The sequence below is a fragment of the Enterobacter cloacae genome (assembly GCF_013375935.1).
GTDB classification, from domain to species: Bacteria; Pseudomonadota; Gammaproteobacteria; order Enterobacterales; family Enterobacteriaceae; genus Enterobacter; species Enterobacter pasteurii.
Window position 1 is genome coordinate 2,235,321 of the sequence record NZ_CP056117.1, and the last position, 22,980, is coordinate 2,258,300.

General features: G+C 47.9%; 17 protein-coding genes and 1 pseudogene. 9 read left to right on the forward strand and 9 right to left on the reverse strand.

The window, feature by feature from the left end; all coding sequences use genetic code 11:
• Positions 1–38: 38 nt before the first annotated feature.
• Complete coding sequence (locus tag HWQ14_RS10575) at positions 39–1,277, reverse strand: MFS transporter (protein ID WP_148421470.1); 1,239 nt, start codon at positions 1,275–1,277, stop codon at positions 39–41.
• A gap of 306 nt (positions 1,278–1,583) precedes the next feature.
• Between HWQ14_RS10575 and HWQ14_RS10580 the strand changes: the two genes are divergently transcribed.
• The 6 genes and pseudogenes from HWQ14_RS10580 (at position 1,584) to HWQ14_RS10605 (ending at position 10,722) form a co-directional block, all read left to right on the forward strand.
• Positions 1,584–2,654 (forward strand): LacI family DNA-binding transcriptional regulator, encoded by a 1,071-nt coding sequence (locus tag HWQ14_RS10580; RefSeq protein WP_148421472.1) that lies wholly within the window; start codon positions 1,584–1,586, stop codon positions 2,652–2,654.
• Positions 2,651–3,622 carry a nuclear transport factor 2 family protein gene (locus HWQ14_RS10585; RefSeq protein WP_148421474.1) on the forward strand — a complete coding sequence of 324 codons (972 nt, stop codon included), beginning with the start codon at positions 2,651–2,653 and terminating at the stop codon, positions 3,620–3,622. The genes HWQ14_RS10580 and HWQ14_RS10585 overlap by 4 nt, the downstream gene beginning before the upstream one ends.
• 106 nt (positions 3,623–3,728) lie before the next feature.
• Entirely contained in the window at positions 3,729–4,871 is a 1,143-nt protein-coding gene (locus HWQ14_RS10590; RefSeq protein ID WP_176609694.1) for an ester cyclase, read from the forward strand.
• Positions 4,872–6,166, forward strand: a pseudogene (gene hisD / locus HWQ14_RS10595) (histidinol dehydrogenase).
• Positions 6,167–6,218: 52 nt separating this feature from the next.
• The gene (locus tag HWQ14_RS10600) at positions 6,219–7,529 is read left to right on the forward strand and encodes an amidase family protein (RefSeq protein WP_176609695.1); all 1,311 of its coding nucleotides are present in this window, start codon (positions 6,219–6,221) and stop codon (positions 7,527–7,529) included.
• A gap of 658 nt (positions 7,530–8,187) precedes the next feature.
• Complete coding sequence (locus HWQ14_RS10605; RefSeq protein WP_176609696.1) at positions 8,188–10,722, forward strand: DEAD/DEAH box helicase; 2,535 nt, start codon at positions 8,188–8,190, stop codon at positions 10,720–10,722.
• 163 nt (positions 10,723–10,885) lie between these two features.
• Here HWQ14_RS10605 and HWQ14_RS10610 read toward each other — a convergent pair whose 3' ends face one another.
• From HWQ14_RS10610 to HWQ14_RS10645, 8 genes are all read right to left on the reverse strand, one after another.
• Entirely contained in the window at positions 10,886–11,329 is a 444-nt protein-coding gene (locus HWQ14_RS10610; RefSeq protein WP_176609697.1) for an antirestriction protein, read from the reverse strand.
• A gap of 30 nt (positions 11,330–11,359) precedes the next feature.
• Positions 11,360–12,181, reverse strand: coding sequence for a DUF932 domain-containing protein (locus tag HWQ14_RS10615; protein WP_176609698.1), 822 nt, complete (start codon positions 12,179–12,181; stop codon positions 11,360–11,362).
• Positions 12,182–12,279: 98 nt separating this feature from the next.
• Positions 12,280–12,510, reverse strand: a complete 231-nt coding sequence (locus HWQ14_RS10620) for a DUF905 domain-containing protein (RefSeq protein ID WP_100168668.1) — start codon at positions 12,508–12,510, stop codon at positions 12,280–12,282.
• A gap of 71 nt (positions 12,511–12,581) precedes the next feature.
• On the reverse strand, positions 12,582–13,031 hold the full coding sequence (locus tag HWQ14_RS10625) for an IrmA family protein (RefSeq protein ID WP_176609699.1): 450 nt from the start codon (positions 13,029–13,031) through the stop codon (positions 12,582–12,584).
• Positions 13,028–13,480 carry a YfjS/YafY family lipoprotein gene (locus HWQ14_RS10630; RefSeq protein ID WP_100168667.1) on the reverse strand — a complete coding sequence of 151 codons (453 nt, stop codon included), beginning with the start codon at positions 13,478–13,480 and terminating at the stop codon, positions 13,028–13,030. The genes HWQ14_RS10625 and HWQ14_RS10630 overlap by 4 nt, the downstream gene beginning before the upstream one ends.
• A 14-nt stretch (positions 13,481–13,494) precedes the next feature.
• Entirely contained in the window at positions 13,495–14,064 is a 570-nt protein-coding gene (locus tag HWQ14_RS10635; protein WP_096925458.1) for a hypothetical protein, read from the reverse strand.
• Entirely contained in the window at positions 14,064–14,768 is a 705-nt protein-coding gene (locus tag HWQ14_RS10640) for a helix-turn-helix transcriptional regulator (RefSeq protein ID WP_119834393.1), read from the reverse strand. Before HWQ14_RS10640 ends, HWQ14_RS10635 begins: the two co-directional genes overlap by 1 nt.
• A gap of 200 nt (positions 14,769–14,968) precedes the next feature.
• Positions 14,969–15,844: a GTPase family protein gene (locus HWQ14_RS10645; RefSeq protein WP_101970891.1), complete on the reverse strand. Its 876-nt coding sequence runs from the start codon at positions 15,842–15,844 to the stop codon at positions 14,969–14,971.
• A gap of 493 nt (positions 15,845–16,337) precedes the next feature.
• Between HWQ14_RS10645 and HWQ14_RS23245 the strand changes: the two genes are divergently transcribed.
• The 3 genes from HWQ14_RS23245 to HWQ14_RS10660 are packed head-to-tail and all read left to right on the forward strand — an operon-like array spanning position 16,338 to position 22,745.
• A complete protein-coding gene (locus tag HWQ14_RS23245; RefSeq protein WP_245166450.1) occupies positions 16,338–16,847 on the forward strand; it encodes a nuclease-related domain-containing protein in 510 nt (169 codons plus the stop codon).
• The gene (locus HWQ14_RS23250) at positions 16,795–21,225 is read left to right on the forward strand and encodes an AAA domain-containing protein (protein ID WP_245166451.1); all 4,431 of its coding nucleotides are present in this window, start codon (positions 16,795–16,797) and stop codon (positions 21,223–21,225) included. The genes HWQ14_RS23245 and HWQ14_RS23250 overlap by 53 nt, the downstream gene beginning before the upstream one ends.
• Complete coding sequence (locus HWQ14_RS10660) at positions 21,222–22,745, forward strand: hypothetical protein (RefSeq protein WP_081355013.1); 1,524 nt, start codon at positions 21,222–21,224, stop codon at positions 22,743–22,745. The genes HWQ14_RS23250 and HWQ14_RS10660 overlap by 4 nt, the downstream gene beginning before the upstream one ends.
• Positions 22,746–22,980: the final 235 nt, after the last annotated feature.

Below are 22,980 nucleotides of genomic sequence, written 5' to 3' on the forward strand. Positions count from 1 at the left end.
CCGGCGAGCCGGGATAGGTTATTTATATTCAGAATGCGTTATCGATCCGGTGCGGCTGCGTACGCGCCGTTTTTTAATAACCGGGACGATCTCTGTGCCTTGCGGGTATATACCCAGCGGGCGGACAGCGGGGTGACAATGGCGGCAATAACGGAAAGGGCGGCAATTAATATATAACCGGACGACAGGTTAATATGCTGCATCATGACGCCCATCATCACCGGCCCGACAAACATGCCGCAGGAATAGATGGTCTGGAATAACCCCATCCGCGTGGATTGCTCGTCGGAGGTCGTATTCACCACGCTAAGCGACATAAAGGCGGCGAAGGCCATGCCGAACGAAAAGCCTGCCAGCGCCTGCCACAGGTAAATTACGTACATATTGCTGGTGAAGGGGATGCCGAAGGTGGAGACCACCTGTAAGACGATGCCGAGCACGGCGGTTTTAACCAGACCAAGGCGCTGATAAAAAACCGAGCTGCACAGGGCGATAGCCAGCCCGTAAAACAGAAGGTGGATATTTCCGAGCACCGCGAGGATCCCCGCCCGGGCGCCGAGCTGTTCGGCGTAGACCGGCGTCAGCGTGTCGCGGGTGGCGAAGGGAACCAGAATCACGACGGTTGCCAGAATGCCGAGCAGCCAGACGGAACGGTCGGCCAGCTGCTGGCGCGCGCCGGTGATGCAGGCCTTAAGCGTGGGGGCCTGCACCGGGTCGTGCACGTCCTGGATACGGGTCGTCAGGATCAGCGCGACCAGGGCAGAAATACAGGAGACAAAGAAGGCGATATTGTTCGCAAAATAGTGAATCAGCACCGCGCCAATGCAGTTGCCGAGAAACACGCCGACGGGGCCGGCCAGCGCCAGCAGCGCGACGGCGGCAGGGGCTTCGTCGCGTTCGAAATAGCGCATAAACAGGATGTTGTACAGCACCCAGGTCGCTGCGGTGACGCCGTCGGCCGCTTTCGCTATATACAGCGTGATGGCGTTGGGCTCAAGCCAGGCAATTGGCCAGGCGATAATCGGCAGCACCAGACCAATCTGGATAAAAATCCTGCGGCTCTTTACCACGTCGGAAATAATGCCGAGCGGGAAGCGTATAAGCAGGGTTGCCAGCCCGGAGGCGCCCATGACGATCCCCATGATCTGTGGCTCTATACCCTGGTTGATCATCATGGGTGCCAGAAAGGCATCAATGCTGTGAATACAGATGAAGAACAGAATGCTGATAATGAAAAAGAGCCGGGCTTCCCGACGGCGTAACAGTGCTCGCAACATGGTTCTGAACCTCTTAAAAAGTAATGGGTTATCACCAGCCAAGTACGACGTTTACCGGTTCAGTCCTTTGGGCGACTCCTGTTCTCTCCGGTACCATGACGGTATGAAAACGCTTTGCATACGTATTCAAGAATTGAAGTTACGAGAAGGTTTCATTTTTGTAAAGTGATCTCGATCTTGTTGTGAGAATTTTAATTTTTTGTGTTGCATACGCATGCAAAGGTGGTGTAAGTATAAAAAACACCCACTCGCTGAGGCGTTTGAGCAGGCCGGAAAGGGTGGGGCGTTGATAAGGAATCAGGGGTAATGAAACGTAAGACTTTTGCAGCAGTCACATCCCAGCAGGTCGCGCAGCTGGCGGGCGTATCGCAATCCGCAGTGTCGCGAACGTTTACGCCGGGAGCCAGTATTTCGCCGGCGACGCGTGAAAAAGTGCTGAAGGCGGCGCGGGAGCTAGGGTATCGCCCGAATGCGATAGCCCGTTCGCTCAACACGGCGCGTTCGCGCATTATCGGCGTGGTGATCTCCTACTTTGACAACCCCTTTTACTCGCAGGTGCTGGAGGCGCTGGCACAAAAACTGGACACGCTGAACTATCACCTGCTGCTGTTTGTCGGCGACCGTGAAGGCAACGTCGACCGTATTTTTGACCAGATCATGCAGTACCGGGTGGATGGCATTGTGCTGGCCTCGGTGACGCTGTCGCTGGAGCTGTCCGAAGAGTGCCTGGCTGCCGGAATACCGGTGGTGCTGTTTAACCGCAGCGAAGAGAGCGGAATGGCCTCCAGCGTAAACAGCAATAACGAAGCGGCGGCGCGGCAGATTGCCGAGTTTTTGCTGGCGGGGGAGCATCAGCGTTTTGCCTATGTGGGCGGCGTGGCGGATTCCCCGGTCAATATTGCCCGCCAGCGCGGGTTTATCACCACGCTGGAAGAACACGGCATCACCGACGTGCGGGTAGTGCACGGCAATTACGATGTTCAACAAACGACCCGGGCAGCCTACGCCCTGTTTTCGGCGTCGCCTGCGCCCGATGCGGTCTTTGTTGCTAACGACCATATGGCCGTCACGGTGATGGACGTGGCGCGCTACGAGTTTGGGCTGCGCGTTCCGGAGGAGGTCTCCGTTGTCGGATATGACGACATCGGCCCTTCCGGCTGGCCCTCCTATGCGCTCACCTCGGCATCACAGCCGGTAGGCGCGATGGTGGACGCCACGGTGGACCTGTTGATGAAGCAAATTGACAGCGGAACCATCGAGCCTGAACAGATTACGGTGCCCGGCACGCTGGTGATACGCCACTCGGCGCGCCGTCCGCGCAGCGGCGTTATCGAAACCAATGGGGTTACGCTTTACCAGTCAAAGGAGCGCAAATGACCAGATTGCGGGGCTTCAGCCCACAGTTCGACACTCTCCAGCAGTTCATTTTGACGCTCACGCATGTGGTGTGGGAGCAAAAGGATATCGGACAGCTGGCGGATTTTTATGCCACCCCGGTGGTCTTTACCACCCCTGAAAAACAGCTGCACGAGCTTTCCCAGTTTATGCGCCTTACGCTTGAGGCGATGCACAGCTTCCCGCAGCGCACGGTGCTGACCGAGGATATCCTGTGCAGCCAGAATCCGGGCGAGGAGCACTACGCCGCGCAGCGCACCGTTGCCCGGATCCAGCACCAGGGCGAGGGATTTTTTGGCCCCCCGACCGGTAAAAACGTCTGGGTACGCACGTGGGCCGATCGCCTTTGCGTCGACGGGGCCGTGCGCCAGGAGTGGTTGCTCCAGGATCGCGCGGCAATCGTGGCGCAGCTGGGGCTGGATATCCGCGAGTTTGCCTTTAACCTCGCGAGCATGCGTCAGCAGCTTGGGGTGGAGTCGGTGTCTGCCGAGACGCTGGACGCCCGCTGGGCGGGCGGGCCTGACGGCGATGATGTGGAAGGGGCGCTGGCAGGCGTGGTGGAGCGCTATCTGACGATGTGGGCGGGCGGCAACAGCGGCGTGGTGCCCGGTTTATATCATCCTGCGGCGACGCTGTACGCGCCCGGCCACTGCATCTGTACCGGGGAACAGGACATTGGCGCACAGCTTTCCGGCTACCGCGCCTCATTTGCCGACAGCGAGACGCAGCTTCATCACCTGATCGTGCGTAAGGATCCCAACGAGCCTGTCCGGCTTTCCTTGCGCTGGTCGTTATTAACCTGGCATGACGGTTACGGCAAATTTGGCGCACCAACCCGTAAACCCGTTTCCGTAACCGGCATCAGCCAGCTTGAATTACGCGATGGATTAATTTTCCGGGAATATCTGGGTATTGATGAATTAGCGATTTGGTCGCAACTCTTTAATTAACAGGGGCGGCAGCGCCCTTATTCTGGCTGCCACTACTTTTCGCGTTTAATTCACCCTCACTTACGGGTGCGGGTTTTTATTGTCTGAAAACAGAGCAGGAGTTTATATGTCTTCAACTGAAGCAACAAATAAAGCACCAGCCGTACCCGAAAAAAACAGTGTGAAAGCGTTAAAAGACGAGCCGGTATTACAGGTTGAACGTCGAGATTTTGTCGACCTGGTACCGGAAAAACGCCCGCGCGTACAGTCGTTACGCGGCTTTGATGACTGCTACACCGATATTGTCGATTATATCGTTCGCTGCACCCATAAAATATGGGACGAGCGCGACGTCGGCTTAATTTATTCCCACTATACCCATAACTGCGTGCTGTATAACGCGCTGGGCACATTATATAACCGCGAGCAGGTCGTTCAGGATACGCTGCAACGCTTAATTGCCTTCCCGGAGCGGCGCGGCATGGCCACCCAGGTTATCTGGAACGGGAATGATGTGGACGGTTTTTATACCTCTCACCTGGTGACGGGAAGCGGGCGGCATACCCAGCACAGCCATTTAGGCAAGCCGACAAACCGCACCTTCGTAACCCGTACCGTGGCGGATTGTATGATCCACGAAAATAAAATTTACCGGGAGTGGGTGGTCAGCGACAACATGTCGTTGATGAAGCAGCTCGGCCTGGATACCGATCGCATCGCGTTTGATATGGCGAAAGAGCAGTTTGATAAAGGCTTCCGCGTTATGGACATCGGCGAAAATGGCCGCATGCTGGGGCAGTATCCGCCGGAGATGGAGTGTGATGTTTCGCTTGCGCATACCGATACGGAAGAGCAGTGCCTGCGCTGGCTGCACGAAATTTTTAATCGCCGCATGTTCGGCAAGATCAAAGAGGTTTACGCGCCGAACGTGCAGTGGCACGGGCCGCTGATGAAGGAGCTGTACGGCACGGCGGCGGTGACGCACCAGACGCTGGCGCTGGTGGGGATGATCCCTGACGGCGCGTGGCTGCCGCAGCATATCTGCTCTAACCCCTGCGACGAAGGCGGCGTGAAGGTGGCGGTTCGCTGGATTATCGAGGGCCATCATCTGGGCTACGGAGAGCTGGGCAGGCCTACCGGAGAACGCCTGTTCGTGATGGGCATGTCGCACTACCACATCGTTAACGGAAAAATTGTCGACGAGTGGATCGTTTATGACCACCTTGCGCTGCTGGCGCAAATCAAACTCGGCCAGATGGAGGATGCGTAAATGAGCAATCAGGTGAGCTGGATTAAGCGCCCGCAGGGGCAGGATGCACAGGCCGACCGTTCGCTGACCGATAAGGTCAGCGCCATTATCGAACGCGTCAAAACCGAGGGCGACGCGGCGCTGAGAGACTTCTCGCAGCAGTTTGATAACGTCGTGCCGGCGCAGTTTGAGGTGAGCGAGCGGGAGATCGCCGAAGCGCTGGAAGGGATGGATGACCGGACGCGTCGCGACAGCGAGTTCGCCATTAGTCAGGTGCGTCGTTTTGCACAGGCGCAGCTGGCGACCATGCAGCCGCTGGAGGTAGAGACGCTGCCCGGCGTGCATCTTGGTCATCGGATCATCCCGGTGCAGACGGTGGGCTGCTACGTGCCGGGGGGCGTTATCCGATTCTCTCCGCGCCCGTGATGTCGATTGTTCCTGCCACGGTTGCGGGCTGCGAGCAGATTATCGCCTGCCTGCCGCCGGGCGCGCATCCGGCGATGATCGCGGTCTGCCACCTGGCGGGGGCGCATCGCATTTTTAAAGTTGGCGGCGCGCAGGCTATTGCGGCGATGGCCTGGGGAACGGACAGTATTCCGTCGGTGGACAAAATTGTTGGGCCCGGCAACGCCTTCGTTAACGAAGCGAAGCGCCAGGTGTTTGGTAAAGTCGGCATTGACGCGCTCGCCGGGCCGAGCGAGATTTTCACCATCGCTGACGACAGCGCCGACCCGCGTATTCTCGCCGCCGATATGCTGGCGCAGGCGGAGCACGATATTCACACCCGCGTTGGGCTGGCGACCACCAGCAGGGATATTGCAACGCGCACCCTGGCGGAAGTTGAGCGTCAGCTCGCCAGCCTGCCAACGGCGGCAACGGCTGGCGAAGCGTGGCGCCGGCAGGGGGAGATTGTGCTTTGCGAAGATGAAGCGCAGCTGATCGCCTTTGCCGACCGGATGGCGACGGAGCATTTACAGGTTCATACCCGCGATCCGCACGCCACGGCTGCGAAGATCCGCAACTATGGCTCGTTGTTTATCGGCCAGAACGCCAGCGTGGTGTTCTCCGATAAATGTTGCGGCACCAACCATACGCTACCGACGATGGCGGCGGCACGTTATACCGGCGGGCTGTGGGTGGGGGCGTACGTCAAAATCTGTACCCATCAGTGGATTGACGAGCAGGGCATCCCGGCGATTGCGGAGCCGGCGATCCGCCAGAGCCGTACGGAAGGCATGCAGGGGCACCGACGGGCGGCAGAAATCCGCCTGCGTCCGCAGGACATCGACGCCATTACCAGCGGCATGCGGGACTAAACGATACGCCGGGCAGCTTTCTGCCCGGTTTTAGCTCGGAGAACCTGAGGCTATGAAGCGCCTGCTACCGCCAGACGACGTTCCGGAAGAGATCGCCCGCCGTCTTGAAATCATCCAGCGACACCGTGCGCTCAACGCGATCCTCGGCGTTAACCCTGACGCCATCTCTCAGGCGCAACGGTATCAGCAGCTGCGTCGGCGCGGCGTGCAGGTTGGCCCTTTGCACGGCGTTCCGCTGATCGTTAAAGATAATATCGCCTGCGCGCCGATGCCGGTTACCCTTGGCTGCCGCGCGCTGGCCTCGCTCGGTGCGACATCGGATGCGCTTGTCGTACAGCGGCTGCGCCGGGCCGGGGCGATTATCCTCGCCAGGGCCAATATGTCCGAGTTTGCCTTTGACGTGCGATCGCGAAGCTCGCTGGGTGGAGACGTAGCGAATCCGCTTTGCCCGTCGGTGACGGCCGGGGGCTCCAGCGGAGGCTGTGCCGCCGCGGTCGCGGCCGGAATGGCCGATGGCGCGCTGGGCACCGATACCGGCGGCTCCATCCGCATTCCCTGTAGCTATACCGGGCTGGTAGGTCTTCGGCCCGCATTTCGCCGGGCGCAGCTGGACGGCGTTGCGCCGCTGTCGCCGAGCAAGGACACCGTCGGGCCAATGGTACATAGCGTTGAAGATGCCGCGCTGCTGCATGCGGTCATCCACGGATTTTCTCCGGTAACCCTACCGGCGCGCCCGCTGAACGGCGCCCGGTTCGGTGTGGTTACCGCGCTACAGGGAGAGGATGAAGCACAGCTGGCGGTGTGGCAGGCGGCGCTACACGCGCTGAGCCGCGCCGGGGCGAGGCTGGTGGAGGTATCACTGCCTTTGCTGGACGACGTAAGGCAGGCGACGTGCCTGAGCCTGTATGAATTTCGCGTTGCGTTTGACCGCTGGCTCGCTAAACAGCCTGGTGCGCCATCAGGGCTCGCGGAAATTGTGGCCTCCGGCGCTTTCCTGCCTGAGTTCGCGCCGTTTCTGAAGCAGATGCTGGCCTGCGATACGCTGAAAACCCCGCTCTGGCTGGCGGGACGGCGCCTTCAGCGCCTGTTGCGCCAGAGCCTGTGCCAGGTAGCGGCGGAGCAGCGCATCGATGGCTTTTTGTATCCCACCGTACAGCGCTTACCGGACAGCATGGCGAAGATGCCGCCCGGGTGCGCGCCGGAGCTTGCCGCCATCAGCGGCCTGCCCGCAATAACGTTGCCGTGCGGCGTGAACGGTAATGGGCTGCCGGTGGGGATGGAGATTCTATCGCCGCAGGAGGACGAGACGGCGCTGATGGTGCTGGCGCTGGCGTGCGAGCGGTGCTTTAGTCGCGATAAATAAGATGAAGAGATTTTGAGGTTGGTTGCATATTGAACAGGTGTGTTTTTGGGGCAGGAAAAGTTACTCAGGCACAAAAAAGCCCGCAGGGCATGCGCCGTGCGGGCTTTCAGGACTTCATCGGATGACTCTGGTAATCACCGATGGAGAATTTTGGTGGGCTGGCGGAGTCTGAATTAGTTGTGTAACTGGTTGTTTTATAAGTTTTGATCTTCAATTCAATTTTCAAATTTGTCCCATTGTTGGTCCTAAAAGAAAATGTCAGGTTTTTCGCAGGGAAGGAGATGCTGCGGCAGGAGTCTCTTCGTCAGTGAGACTAGCATTTTGCTTTTCTTAAATCTCGCCTGTTTTCAGGTCTTTTAGCAAGTTAGTTTTTAACAAGCCAGCTTAGCGGATCGCTCACAGAATTTAAAACTTGCAATTGGGCTTAAGTTATAGCATCAGGTTTGATATGACTTGTTGAGAACCATTGAGATTATAACCTAACGTAACTATATAATTTGAATGCATGATGAATTTTGGTTCTAGATCACTCTTCTATTTTATGTTCCTTGATTATATTTTAGTTAATGGCTTAGTCTATAATTGTATATGCTGGGTTATGACTCTCATATCTCAGTACTAATTTTAAAAGGCAAATTTAAAGTTTAGGGGCGTAGATATGATTGATTTCACACAGCGACTAAAAAGAAAAGAACGAAATACAGTTATTAATCCACTCGAGATTTATGAATCTTTAGATAGGCGCAGCGTTGCTGGACCTTTAAGACCCTCACAGTTGGAAATATTAAATAAATGGTGGGGGATGTATAAGGATAAAAAAGATAATATTATAAAGTTGCATACAGGCGAAGGAAAAACTCTTATAGGGTTACTTCTTCTACAGTCAAAGTTGAATGAATATAATCAGCCCTGTGTTTATGTTTGCCCTAACATTTATCTTGCAGATCAAGTTATGGATGATGCTAGGAAATTTGGTATTCCCTATTGTTCTATTGATGAAACGAGAGCATTACCTGATGATTTTCTTTCGGGCAGAAAGATATTAATTACATATGTGCAAAAATTATTCAATGGAAGAACTGTATTCGGACTTGGTGCTAAATCCGTAGATGTTGGGTCAATCATTTTAGATGATTCTCAGGCTTGTATTGATTCAATAAAAAGCTCAATGATGATTAAGGTAAGAAAGGATCATTCGCTTTTTAAAAAAATTCTTGGGTTATTTTCTGATGAATTACGTGATCAAGGAGAAGGTTCTTTTTTAGAAATTGAAAATGGTGTTTCTCAGAGCACCATTTTAGCAGTGCCTTACTGGACTTGGATAGAAAAGAAAGATGCTGTTGCAAAAATCCTATTGGATTATGTAGATGATAAAAAAGTAAAATATGCATGGCCGCTTATTAAGGATTCATTACAGTGTTGCCAGGCTTTCTTTTCTGGTGAATATTTAGAAATATCACCATTTACATCTGTAATCGAAAAGTTTGGAAGTTTTAGTAACGCAAAATTCAGATTTTTAATGTCTGCTACAACTCAAGATGACTCGTTCTTTATCAAGGGGCTAGGTTTTGATATCGATGCTGTTAAGAACCCCATGAAAAGTGATACTCTTCTTTGGTCAGGCGAGAAAATGATTTTGATTCCGTCATTGATTAATGATGATTTTACAAGGGATCGTATTTTAAATTGGTTGTTGCAGCCCTACGATAAGAGAATTTTTGGAACTGTTTGTCTAACCCCGAGCTTTAAAAATAAAGAGCAATTTGAAAAGATTGGTGCAGTAGTCTCTACTACTGATACCATGTTTAGTAATGTCGAGAAATTAAAGAATGGGGTTTATTCTGAGGCTATTGTTTTCGCTAATAGATATGATGGAATCGATCTTCCTGATGATTCTTGTCGGATATTAATAATCGATTCAAAACCATTTTCTGAAACATTGACTGAAAGGTATGAGGAAGAAGTAAGGCCTAGTAGTGACATAATCAATATTAAGATTGCTCAAAAAGTGGAGCAAGGTCTCGGAAGGAGTGTTAGAGGGCAGAAGGACTATAGTGTTATTGTTCTTGTTGGCGGTGATTTGGTTCAATTTATTAAAAGCCCGTTAACAAAGAAATATTTTTCAGAGCAAACAAAACAACAAATTGAAATTGGGAATGAGATAGTTTCTTTTGCAAAAGAAGAGTTGGCTGGACAAAACCTGAGCTCTTCTCAAATACTTGTTGATATATTAAATAAGTGTACTACTCGTGATGACGGATGGAAGCAATTTTATGTTGAAAGAATGGGTGAGATTAAAAAAAGTGTCGATAATAAAGGGTTGTATGATCTAATTCTGCTTGAAAATAAAGCTGAAAAACTCTTTGTTAAAGGGGATGTGGATAGAGCTTGCAAGACAATACAGGATATCTGTGATCATCATGTTCAGGATCCTAGAGAAAAAGGGTGGTACCTACAACTTTTAGCTAGATATATGTATTCTTTAAGTAAGGCTGAATCTAACAAGTATCAAAAATCTGCGTTTCAAAACAACAACTCACTTCTCAAGCCAAGAGATGGTATTGAATATAAAAAAATCGGAAAAATAAACACTAGCAGAACTCAAAGAATCAAAGAATGGATGGCATCGTACGATGACTATCAGTCTTTGATGATTGATATTGATGGTGTCCTTGAAAATCTTAGTTATGGAGTCCATTCTGAGAAGTTTGAGAAGGCTTTAGATGATTTAGGCGGTATGATTGGTTTCGTATGCCAGCGTCCAGATAAAGAAATACGCAAAGGACCTGATAACCTTTGGGCTGATGTTGATAATCAGTACATTATGTTTGAATGCAAAAATGAAGTTGATGAGGATAGAAAAGAAATAAACAAAGATGAAGCTGGACAAATGAACAACCACTGTGGTTGGTTCGATGATTTCTATCCAGGGGAGAAGTGTCTTAAGTTTATGATAATTAATACTCGTCATCTTTCTTATCATGCGGACTTTACTCATGAAGTAAGAATAATAAAGAAAAATAGTTTGAGAACATTAAAAAACAATGTGAGGGGTTTTTTCAAAGAGTTTCGTGGGTTTGATATTCATCAGTTGTCTGATGAGAAAATTCATGAGCTTATTATACCGCATAAGTTAAGTGTACATGATTTTTATAACGAATACAGTGAGTCCGTAATAAAAACAACTAGATAGAAGTATAATAGGGGGCTACGGCTCCCTATTATATTTATGAAACTATTTGATAAGTCCGGTTTAGGTTATGGATAAGTGAATTTTTGGCAAATCATCCCCAAATTTATCAGCATTATAGGAATGAGGAGTACAGAGGTAATCTGCGATAATTTCAGGGTATCCCTCAGGCGATGAGATGCATAATGGCGCTGCATTCCGGATGTTCTAGCGCGTAGTCACGTAAGCGATAATAGTGCTCAGTCATTGCGTCACACTCGGTGCGACAGGCGTGGTGATTGTAAGCCATCAGACAGGCGACCATCCCTGCAGCTTCACTGGTAAGCTCTGCGCCATTGCTGTTCATGCTGTTGAACAATATCCATTTCTCATCGTGATCTGACTCGGGAGCCATAAAAGCGCCGCCGTTGCTGAGTGTCGAAAAGCGCCAGATACCACCGTGGTAATCGGCACACAGCCGATCCATCCAGGCGAAAATGCGAGGTTCAAGCGTTATCCATTGTGGGATGGAGCCAAAGTGCTGCTGCCAGAAGCCGATGCGTAACTCGTCCGGGACCACTGAGGCAGTAATTGCGGTATGCTCCTCGAACTGATGATTTTGTGTATTCATTAAACTATCTCCTTATGCCGGAACGGTTGTTTAACGCCCGAAAAATTCGAGCATGTTTTCTGCCATAACCCACAGGGCGCGATTGAGTTTCACATCGCCATCAATACCGGTAACAGCACGGGTGCGGCTGCTTTTCCCCTGAGCGGTTCGCCCTGACAATCCCCCTTTCATCAGGTTCTCCTGCACGCGCTGGTATACGGTCCACAGATCATCGCTGTAGTCCTCCCGACGACGCGGGGTCAGCAACTGCGATACCGTGACCGGCTGGTGGTCCTCACCAAATCGATACTTCATTGCGGCATTCGCCAGTGCATGACGGGCAGGGTATGGCAGCACAAGCGACTGCATCGCATCGCGCTTTTCATCCACCCGATCAAAGACCCCCAGCACTTCGTAAGCCCCTTCAATCACCTTCTCGACGACATTACCTTTATGCGGTACCCGCACTTCGCCGAATGACTGACCGCAGACCAGACCATTAGTACAGACGCCACGAAACAGCCCCGGCAGCATCTGGTAACTTGATGAACCATCATGGCTGTTGAGCAGGATGATTTCCGGTACCTGATGGCCGGTCAGTTGTCCGGCACGACGCAGGCGAAGCATGTGTTTGGTGTGCTCCCGCTTGCTCTGGTCCCGAACCTTTGTCTGGCAGGCAAAGAACGGCTCAAAGCCTTCACGCTGCAGGTTTTCGAGGATTGTGATGGTCGGGATGTAGGTGTAACGGTCTGAACGAGATTCATGCTTGTCACTCCCGAACACGCTGGGGACATGACTCATCAGCTCTTCGTGGGTCAAAGGCCGGTCACGGCGTATCTGATTTATACGGCCAAAGCGGCTGGCTAATCGCATGGATAACTCCTTATGAAGTGGGTAAAAATACAAAAGGCCACACTTCCCGAAGGAGGTGTGGCCTGACTTTGTTTATAACGATGATGCGCTGGTGATGGTTATGCAGGGAATTTGCGGATGCCATAACGAGCGATATACCTGTTCAGCCAGTAACCGGCATCCGGCTCAAAGTTCCAGGCTCGCCAGACCATGCAACGCTCATGATGGATAACCAGACGGAAATGTGTCCCCAGGTCGTCCTCTATAGCAACGTTGGAATATTGAGACGCAACCGCCTCTGCCTGCTGGCGAGTAAACGGTCCATCAGGCAATTCAGTGAGTTCAGTCATACAGGCTCCCTAAAATAAAAAGCCCCTGTGGCATTAGCGACAGGGGCTGAATCAAACAGATGGCGAATCGGCTAAGATGCCTTACCACCGACAACCGTGACTTGTACAGGTCGGTAGTACTGCGGGTCGAAAACGGAAAGTGGCAGGTCAATCTGGTAACCATTACGCTCTTCTGTTGCCTTCATGATTTCGACGGAGCTAACGTTTTCCACGCATTCGTTCTCCAGCGAGGCTTCCTGAGAGCGAGTGGCATCGCTGTCGCCAAATGCAGCCACTGCCATATTCCCCATGGCCAGCGTGTTCCCCTCCTTATCTTTCAGACGCAGGGAAAGTGTCAAAGACCCGAATCCTTCACCACTTCCGCCGTTGTCCAGGCGAAACAGCCAGACGCAGACATTGCCTGGCACCCAGACCATGTCTGTGTTGCGGATACTGATGTAACGCTGTTCTTCGGCCTGAGCCGGTGACAGCAGACAAAGGCTCAGAGCGAAAACTGAGATAACGCCTTTCAGCTTCATCATGGATTTTTCTCCTGATTCACCGGCAGATAGAGTTTCCCCATTTCCTTACCATCGTGTGAATACACCACCGATTTCTCACCCGTGTAGCTGTCGGTTTCAATCCTGAAGCTCAGGGTGATATTGTCCGCAAGGCACAGGGCTGCCATCAGTGGCTGCACCGTTTTCTGCTGCATGTCAGCAATGTAGTAATAATTGCCTGACTCACAGCCTTCCGGCGACTGGCGGGTTTTCATCACTGTGTATTGCGGTGTACCGAAGGCATCCTTCTTTACCCATTCCTGGGCAATATCGGATTTATGCGACACAACCTTGCTGAACGGTGGCGGAGTCAGGTCCTTAAACCTGGCTATCGTTTTCACACCCGCATCTTCCTTACTGTCGCAGCCAGAGACTCCCATCGCACCGATAACTGTCAGAACCGCAAGCAGAGGTGGATACAATTTCTTCATGGTGCAGATTCCTTTCAGCAGTTGCCGGTGCGTCGGCACAGCTCTACCAGACTCTGTTGGGCTACCCACTGCTGCAGTTTATGCTCTGAGGCAGAACGCTTCGCCGCCAGGGCAGCCTGCTGCTGTTTGTTGACACAGTTTTCCGGGAATGCAGCAAGTATCTGGTTGCTGTGAGGTTCGTCAGCCAGCTCCAACTGATACTGGGTGTCAATGATAGTGAAGTAACACCCTTTCCCCTGGTCTTCGCCCTGATAGACCGATGTTAGGTCGGAGTAATAACCGCTGGCAGGTTTCAGATTCAGCTTGCGCACGGTATGCGTTTTTTTATCGGCGAGAAAATAAGCGCCACCTCCCCGCTGACGCAGCAGAAATTGTTTAGTCCAGGGGTAATTGCCAATGACACTGGCCTGGTAGAGCGTATTGTTCAGCGTGTCATTGTCCATGCCATCGGCTGATTTCCAGCCATCCGCCTGCATGTACTGCCAAAATTTGACAGTACCCACGACAGTTTCGGCAGACGCCGGAAAAGCAGCACCAGCGCAGAGACTGACGGCCAGTGCCGTTGTAGTCAGTAATTTCTTCATCATGATTCCTTATGAGGTAAAAGACCGTCGCCGGTTCTGGCGAGCAGTGAGTGAAAAACGTGAAAATGGGGAAGGGCTCTGAGTAATTCCGGTTCGGCGAGAACGTTGCGAATCTGAAGGTCAGGCACGAACAGTTCCGGGTGCAAGGTAACCGCATGGATATCGTTCAGCGGAAACACCGCCACGCGATGATGATGCTCTCCAGTCAGATACCAGTTCCCGTCGCAGAGTACGAGGCGGTATGGTGCAAGCCCTGTACAGCGACAACCTTCAGCCAGCAGCGTCACACGGCGATGCTCTGATATGGCCCTGACAAGGCGTGTAAATATTCCTGGCCTGGGTGGCGACAATGACTCCGACTCTGCCCATATGAGGCACGGAGACTCACCAGGTCCACTCAGCAGTGAGCTGACCATGTGGTTATCCATATCAGGAAACAAAGCCTCCACGCCTGACTGACGAGCAAAAGTCAGTACAGCCAGTTCGCGTTGATGGCTTCCTGAGAGCAGACGACAGGTGCCATCGCGATATTCCAGGTCCAGGTACATCAGTCGCTCACGAAAGTCTCGGCGGAGAGTACGGATCGACACGCCAAACTCTGCGGCAAGAAGAGCCATATCCAGTGTTTCACCAGCAACAAGGCGACTGATAATGAGAGACAGCCGAACCGCCAGCCGTTCATGGCGACGCTCAGTCTGGGACATTAGATTTTCTCCATCCCGTTAACAGGCTGAAAATTAAGTGATTAGTGTAACGAAGGGGCGGGACAGGGTATGGACATGGAAAAGCATATTTTTTCAGTACGAGGATTACAGCTGCAATGTGCCCTTGCGCGTTAATGGTGGATTAACCGCTCATTAATTGAGCGCAGGCAGGACAGGGTGTGTCCGTCATAAGCGGTTTGTCAGAAGAAAATCCAATCCCAGACGGCACGGGCAACGGACACCACGGCTTCCCGCACGGTTCGAATCACAGCCCTTACAGGCGCTGGCAGAAAAGATGATGACTCCACATTGCCAATCATTTCATCCACGGCATGACCAAAGCGCTCGCGTGCCTGCTTTTTTACCGGCTCGGTGCAGAGCCTTCCATGCAGTTGTGTTGTCAGTGGGCTCGCGGCCCGGTCAGGCAGGCTGCGCATCATCGTCTCTACCATCGCATCCAGCCCCCAACCAGTTCGGGCCGATACAACACAGACTGGATGGTGCGGCAGGAAGATCTGTTGTACAGCGCTCCGCTTGGTCTCAATTGTCGACTGCTGGCTATGAGAGGGGGTATTGCTGGTGGTATTCCACTGATGGCAGGGTTCGGCCTTGTCGGCCTGATTCACGACAAATAGCACCCGGTGCTGATACGCCAGCATCACCTTGCGATAAAAGTGTTCATCCACTGAAAGTGCTCTGTCATCGGCCTTGATGACCCATAACACCAAATCCAGTTTGGGCAAGATCCGGCGGTATAGAGTGGTGTACTCCTCGTCACGTGCCTTGCTTTCACCCACTCCGGGTAAGTCGACCAGTAGCAGGCTGTGAGAGCCACTGCTGAGCCTGAAGCGCAGCACATCGCGTGTGCAGGCCTCCACATCACTGACAGGTGTTACCTCCCCCTGAAACAGGGCGTTACAGAGTGACGACTTCCCGACACCAGTTTTGCCCATAATGCCGATCACTGGCTCGTACTGCGTAAGGTTGCGAAGGTGCTTAAGGATGTCGTTGCGGAGGCTATGGGGTAGTAAAGCTAGTGGGTGTTCAAAGGCCTGGAGGCCATCATGTTTATTCATTCGCAGATCTCAGCGTGAAAAATAAAAGTCCCGCGATCCGGCTTGGGTGGCGGGGGATTCACGGAGATAATATCTATCTGAAATTATTTTGATTAAATGCGTAGCTGATACTGTTAGAAAAGCATTTACAATTCTTCATTTATCCACCACCTCTAGTAATTGTAATAACTAATATGCCAACATTGACGCAGACCTTAAAAATGCGTAATGCTATGATTGTATGTGAAATATGAATATGCACAGTTTGATAAATCAAACAATGGAAAGGAATATGTTCATAACTGATAACATCTTTAAAATCAATTGGTTACACGACATTATGTTGTGTGGTGAAAAATTCATCAATAATTGAATGCGGTATGTAGTACTGCTCCTGTTGAGTTAGTTCTACGTTTTGTCCTTGATTTCACGAGTTATCTGTCATTTTGTTTGCGTTTCCGTTAAGAGTCTTGCAAATCGTTAACATGACGGAACTCCTGATGAAAATATAAAAATGAAGATTGATATTCTAAGTAGTGACGGTATCCATGCCTCAGAAAAGGAAGCAATTAAGAGGATGGTAGAAGTTTTCAATGCATCTAGTTTTAGCCAAAAATGGCATGGCTATGCTGGTTTCATGATGATGGATACAACTTATAGAGATCGAGAGATTGATTTAGTTCTTCTGACGCATGATAGACTCCTTATCGTGGAGCTTAAAAAGTGGCGCGGAAAAATTGAACCAATGCATGATCATTGGTTACGTGATGGTGATGACATGGGGCGTTCACCAGTTAAAGTCCTTGCCGATAAGTGGAAAATTTTATCATCAAAGATTAAAACTCGTCTAAGTGCGCCAGCAACAGAAGTATACATTGATTACAGAGTTGTCATGTGTGGTAGTGCTGATTTTTCTGAAATTCCAGAAGATGAAAAATCATTTGTATGTACACTTGAACAGTTTTTAAAAATTGCCAAATCTGGGGGGGTACCAAGGCGAATTTGGTCCACAAAAAGCGCGTAAGCCTTGTGAATATTTGCAAGTGTTCACACCATTTTTTAGAGGTAAGGATTTCAAGCCTTCAAGTTTTTCATTCAATAATTTCCAAATTGTTGGAGAAGCAACTTTTCCTCATCCTGATGGATTGTACAAAGAATACAAATCTGTCAAAAAGGATGACCAACGACATGAAGCATTGTTAAGACGATGGGATTTCTCAGCATTATCTGGCATCGCAGATACTATTGATGAACGAGCCCGTATAGCATTGCGAGAACATAAAGTTCTAGGTTTCATTCATGAGCAAAATGAACAACTTGATAGCGTAGTTTTGCAACCTCTATCGCATCCAACTCGAGATGATATAGATGCTGACTTCTGTGAACTATATAGACTACCGTCGAGACAATTAAGACTTAATGAATTCATTCAACGCTTTGGTGAAGATCTAGATTTCTGTGAAAGGATTAACTTTGTAAAGGTGCTTTTATCCCACGCAGCCGATTTACATGACTTGGGCGTTGCTCATCGGGATATTAGCGATCATACCATTTGGTTAGAACGGCCATCTAAAATATCTATATCAGGTTTCCTGACTGCATATTTCCCTGAATTAGGAACAGTTGGTTCTCTTCGTGATCAGCTTCGTGCAAGCAAAACTATTTTACCTGAGGATTCCGAAATTGGTCAAGGTGAAGCGAGCGATCCATTCCGTAGAGATGTTTATTTATTGGCTGTAGTTATACATCATATTTTATTTTTACAAGTACCCAAGCAAGAAGACTCCTTATTTGTTTGGAATAGTCCAGCTAATTTTGAAATTGATCCACAGCTTAGCACTTGGTTTGAAACTGCTTTGGATTTAATTCCCGCAGGACGATTTTCAGATGCGCGAACGATGCTTGATTCGTTTAATATCTTACCTTTAGGATATCCGGAAAAAACAGGTATTGACTTACGTAGATTCGAGCCTTATCGAAGTGAGTTGATTCCAATGGTTATTTATCCTATTGAGGAAAATATAAAACAGGGCATAAGTCATTTATATAAGTCGACTTTTTCTGGTGAGAGTGTTTCGGTTAAAGTATGGTATGGGAGGAAACCAGATATAAAACGACCGGAAGAGGCTTTACAACTTCAGAATTTTCTTGATAAAGCTCGCCTAATAAAATCTCAGCCCTGTTCTTCTCTTGCTGAAGTTATTGATTTTGGTATTTCAGATGCAGGAACCTATTTAGTCCAAAAATGGTTGAATGGGGAATTTCTAAATGACGCTGTCAAATCATGTCATGTTGGCCGTGAATTGATATTACTATGCAAAAAAATAGTTAGGGCAGTGTTACATTTACATGCTATGCAGTTACAACATGGGGATCTGCACCCTAACAATATTTTAATAGAAGAGGGAGATGTTCGCTTCATTGATGCACTTGATATACCTTGTTCAGGTGATAATATAATATTCACTCCTGCATATGTGCCTACAGATTACGAATCTTTGCCTATGGAGGAACGTGATTGCTACGCTGTAGCCAAAGTTTGTAATGAGATTTTAGAACACGACGTTAACTGGGAAGGGATTGATCCATCAGCTTTACTAAATGAGATCAGAAGTTGTATGGGACGGGATTTTAAAATTTATTCTCTTGACCGAATAAATGATGAAATAGAGATATTAATCAACCCTCCACAAATAAATGAGGGAGTGAGGCTATCAGTATTAATGAGGCAACTGACCTCCAGCCAGGAATTAATAAATGACAATGGTGTATACCATATCAGTATTAGTGAAGAACGAGTCCGTTCGCCAAAGCAGCAGCCTCATATTATCGTAGCTTTTGCAGGAGTACGTAAACAGTTACAAGTCTATCTTAAAGCGACCCAATTAGATTTTGCATTTTTACGGACCAAAGATATAGCTCATAGCTTATTTGTACGAATGGCATCACAAGCCATTACACAACTCGAAGCTAGTATACTATTCGAACCCTCATCCGCGGATGACCCTAACAAGTTATTAGAACATGTAAAAAAAATACCTGAGGTTATCTCTGCAATATCGAGAATTCAGAATAGAATTCTCGGTGGCGATCTTCCTTCTGATGAGGAAGAAATTGAGAACTCAGAAACTCTAACTGTTTCTCAAACAAGACCACATACAGCATCACTTTGGCGTGCAATTTTAGATGCAGAAGAAGATTCCTTACCTGAAATTGAAATCACCTCATCAGTTGTCAGGGATATGGATAAGCGTCATGAGAAACTGCGAATACCTTACAGAAAAGAGGGGGAGTCTTTAGACTATGAATCAGATGCAAAAGTTGAGGCATTACAAGAAATAAACGGTGAACTGATTCGCGTAGGGAATGTTGATATAAGAGAGACTACCCAATCTACTCTCGTACTTGAAAATCCAAAGATTCGTATTCAGACTAATATTGGCGATACTTTGAAATTACGAAGTCAACAAGATCTATCATCTTTTATTCGTAGGCGTCATGCAGTTACACGTATTTTAAATGCCGAATCGGCTATCCCCTCATTAATCAATTACTTTGATCCATTAACTTGCCCTCATCCACAATATCTACAACCGGAGCCAACTGATTCTGATCTTGATGCTTATAACCGATATGATAAAGATGGAGAGCTATCTTTTTCACTCAATCGACAGCAACGAGATGCCTTTTCTAAACTTTGGTCATACGGCCCATTGAGTCTTTTGCAAGGCCCTCCAGGCACTGGTAAAACTTCATTCATCGCATCATTTATCCATTATGCTCTCTCACAAGGAGCCCAAAGTATACTTCTTGCAAGCCAGTCACATGAAGCAGTTAATAATGCTGCAGAAAAAGTAATTGAACTTTGTCAGCACAGCAATCTGCCCCTAGATGTTGTTAGGTTCGGTGCAGAAGGAATGGTATCAGAAAAACTTCATCCATATCATTCATCTTCCATTTTGCAAAATTATCGAGACTTATTCCGCTCAGAGATGCGAGTTAGAATTTCAGCAATGAACCGAAATTTAGGTCTCCCTAACAAATTTGTAGAAAGATGGTTTGATATTGAATATCAACTTAAGCGTTTGAATCGTGAAATAGAAAGATTAACCACAAAGCTAAATAAAAATGAAATACCAGAAGCTAATAATAATCCCCTGATAGCTCGAATAAATCAGCGACTTGAACGATTTAAGACAATTGCATCTGAAAAGTTTGGTTATGCGGGGGAGGGAACTCCAGAGGAAGTGATTAATCAATTAAGCCGTGAGACAATGAATCAGTTTGGTGTAACTTCTTTAGATGCAGTGTCTAGACTGGAGCAAGTAATTGCAATGTCTCAAGAGTGGGTGGATCGCTTAGGCACTCTGAGAGGTAATTTTGAAGAATTTCTTGCGAAGACTCGATCACTTGTATGTGGGACTTGTGTGGGTCTAGGACGCTCACAATTTGGTGTAGCAAAAAATCGCTATGATTGGGTGATAGTCGACGAAGCTGCTCGTGCGACACCTGGTGAATTGGCTATAGCAATTCAGTCGGGCCGCAGGGTGTTACTGGTCGGCGATCATCGTCAATTGCCACCTTTGTATCCTGAACCAGTAGTGCGAAAAATATCGATAGAACTAAATTACTCTGATCGCGCAGTACTAACACGTAGTGATTTTGAACGTGCTTTCGAATCAGATTATGGTAAACAAGTCGGAGCAACATTACGTACTCAATATAGAATGGCCCCACCAATAGGTGAAATGGTTTCAGCTTGTTTTTATCCCAAACCGTTAGAACCTGGACGTGGAAATCCAGAACCTTGGTTTAATCAATTACCTAAAAGATTAAGTTCTATTGTTACTTGGGTTGATACTTCCGATGCTGGGGGAGAATCTTATGAAAGAGCAAAACATCCTGGGTTTGACAATCCTTATGAAGCTAGAGAAATTATTGATACACTGCGTTCAATATGTACAGCAGAATCATTCATCAAATATTTAATTGATGAAACTTCAGATGAGGAAAAACCAATTGGTGTAATTTGCATGTATGCAAATCAAGAACGCCTATTGCAACGTTTACTTAGCGAACAAGATTGGGCTACTGGTTATAGACATCTTATTAAAATTGATACAGTTGATAGCTATCAAGGTAAGGAAAATCGGATCATTATCGTTGCAACGACGCGCAATAATAATCAGTGTATTCAAGGGTTCCTTAGCAGCTCGGAGCGAATAAATGTAGCGATTTCCCGTGCAATGGATAGATTAGTAATCATTGGGGCTGCTCGTATGTGGCGGGAGAGGCATCAAACTTCAGCGTTAGGCCGTGTATTAACCCACATTGAAACACATCGTGATGGGAATAACTTCAATTTGGTTCAGGCATTAGCCATTGAGGAGGGACAGAAATGATTACATTGGAAGAAAAAAAGCTAAGAGAAATATTAGCTGTTGATGAAATTACTTTTGCAATTCCTGCACAAAGTTTCGCTATCGAATGCTCAATAAGTGCTGAGGAGGCATTGCCCGTTGTTACTGAGTTCGCGCTTCGCATCGCTTATGTTTGTGGTACATTGAGTCCTGTACAAATTCAAGATTTTTTTGGATTCACAAAAAAAGAAACTGATGCAATAATTCAGACATTACTCAACGAACGCCTCATTAAATGGAATGAAGATGAGCTGTTAGAGCTAACTTCTTATGCATTAACTCGTTTTCAAGATAGCTCAGATCATTTACCTCGGTTCTTTAAAATCCAAGAATGGAGCTCTGAAGTTATTTTTGATCTAATAAGTTTTAGTCCAGCAGGACGCCCCAACAGATTGAAACGTGTAAATTCATTAGTGGAGTTAGCCGCGCGAAATATTGAGAGGCAATCTAAAACAATTCAATATGCAGAACAAGCCTTTCAAGAGCACTTTCATAGTATTTGTAAGAAGAATAAAGCAGAGATCTATAAGATTAGTGCGGTAGATGCTGGCGAGCATTTTAGCATTCCACTGCCGTGTATGTTTCATCTGGATTTGGATGGCCAAGTTAATATTCGACGTGATATAGATAATGAAGCTTTCAATAATAGACTTGAAATATCAGAGGCTATTACTGATGCTCTTTCAAAACAAGAACGTCCGCAAAACAATAGTTTTATGGATTTTATTCATTATTTTGATTATTCGTTATTTGAACGTTATGTTTCGAATGATGCTTTTGATTTGCGTCGATATGTTCAAGATGTTCATTTAACACGTATTATTGGTTATGATAATAGACGTGTCACCCCATTACTTGGAGCATTTTATCTACAACATAACGCCGATTTAATTATAACTAGGCTTGGAGATGAGATACTAAAACAGGAAGAAATGTTAGTTAATAAGGAGGTTAATTTAAAATCTGGTGAGGATGGTGAAAAAATAGATACCCTCCCTGTTTCAGAAAAAACTATCGTCCAAAGCGGGTTGTGGCTTGCCCCCCAACTATCCCTTTGGGCTAGAACTCGCGGGGCAAGAGAGTTTGCTCAGAAGATTGACCGTCTGTTAGATTCTAGGAATAAAAAAAAGAGCAATCCTGTTGGTACTTATGTATTGATCTCTGGTCGGAATAATGCAGCTAAAGATCGTGCATTTAAATATAGAGATCAGTTTCAATATTTATTTAATCTAGATATATGTCTTATGGACGGAAAATTAGAGTTGTTACTGATTCCTGGTTTAATGGTATGTGTTCTTTTTCATTTCCATTTGGAACATCAACCGGTTAGCATCCCAATAGGCTTTATCTCGTCTGAGGTGGAACATTTGAAAATAGCAAGTTCATTGATATCTGAATCAACGAGAACAAAAAAAATATTTTCATCTATGTATGATAGTGAAAACGTTCCTGTTGCCTATCAAGGATTACAAAATTTGCTTGACATAATATCTACGGAATAACTGTATTATTGGGTTAGTAATTATTTGGATTCATATCAGTTATGTTTAGTTATTATTAGAGATTGATGTCTGAGTTTACAGGGCCTGTTCTTTATGGATAAGCCCTTTTTAATAAAAATACATCCAAGCCAAGTATCGCCTCTGCTAGACGTTACATATTACCAGTTAGTGCGATTATTGAGCACCTGGATCACCCCTAAGTCTTGATTCACCTGCTTTTTCTGATCAGTAAAAG

What these genes read in the sequence shown, in the direction of transcription:
- HWQ14_RS10625 (WP_176609699.1), bottom strand. Translation starts at nt 13,031, where the DNA reads ATGATGAAGCTGAAAGGCGTTATCTCAGTTTTCGCTCTGAGCCTTTGT.
- HWQ14_RS10660 (WP_081355013.1), top strand. Translation starts at nt 21,222, where the DNA reads ATGATTACATTGGAAGAAAAAAAGCTAAGAGAAATATTAGCTGTTGAT.
- HWQ14_RS10635 (WP_096925458.1), bottom strand. Translation starts at nt 14,064, where the DNA reads ATGAAGAAATTACTGACTACAACGGCACTGGCCGTCAGTCTCTGCGCT.
- HWQ14_RS10610 (WP_176609697.1), bottom strand. Translation starts at nt 11,329, where the DNA reads ATGAATACACAAAATCATCAGTTCGAGGAGCATACCGCAATTACTGCC.
- HWQ14_RS10600 (WP_176609695.1), top strand. Translation starts at nt 6,219, where the DNA reads ATGAAGCGCCTGCTACCGCCAGACGACGTTCCGGAAGAGATCGCCCGC.
- HWQ14_RS10580 (WP_148421472.1), top strand. Translation starts at nt 1,584, where the DNA reads ATGAAACGTAAGACTTTTGCAGCAGTCACATCCCAGCAGGTCGCGCAG.
- HWQ14_RS23245 (WP_245166450.1), top strand. Translation starts at nt 16,338, where the DNA reads ATGAAGATTGATATTCTAAGTAGTGACGGTATCCATGCCTCAGAAAAG.
- HWQ14_RS10605 (WP_176609696.1), top strand. Translation starts at nt 8,188, where the DNA reads ATGATTGATTTCACACAGCGACTAAAAAGAAAAGAACGAAATACAGTT.
- HWQ14_RS10590 (WP_176609694.1), top strand. Translation starts at nt 3,729, where the DNA reads ATGTCTTCAACTGAAGCAACAAATAAAGCACCAGCCGTACCCGAAAAA.
- HWQ14_RS10640 (WP_119834393.1), bottom strand. Translation starts at nt 14,768, where the DNA reads ATGTCCCAGACTGAGCGTCGCCATGAACGGCTGGCGGTTCGGCTGTCT.
- HWQ14_RS10585 (WP_148421474.1), top strand. Translation starts at nt 2,651, where the DNA reads ATGACCAGATTGCGGGGCTTCAGCCCACAGTTCGACACTCTCCAGCAG.
- HWQ14_RS10575 (WP_148421470.1), bottom strand. Translation starts at nt 1,277, where the DNA reads ATGTTGCGAGCACTGTTACGCCGTCGGGAAGCCCGGCTCTTTTTCATT.
- HWQ14_RS10620 (WP_100168668.1), bottom strand. Translation starts at nt 12,510, where the DNA reads ATGACTGAACTCACTGAATTGCCTGATGGACCGTTTACTCGCCAGCAG.
- HWQ14_RS10615 (WP_176609698.1), bottom strand. Translation starts at nt 12,181, where the DNA reads ATGCGATTAGCCAGCCGCTTTGGCCGTATAAATCAGATACGCCGTGAC.
- HWQ14_RS10630 (WP_100168667.1), bottom strand. Translation starts at nt 13,480, where the DNA reads ATGAAGAAATTGTATCCACCTCTGCTTGCGGTTCTGACAGTTATCGGT.
- HWQ14_RS10645 (WP_101970891.1), bottom strand. Translation starts at nt 15,844, where the DNA reads ATGAATAAACATGATGGCCTCCAGGCCTTTGAACACCCACTAGCTTTA.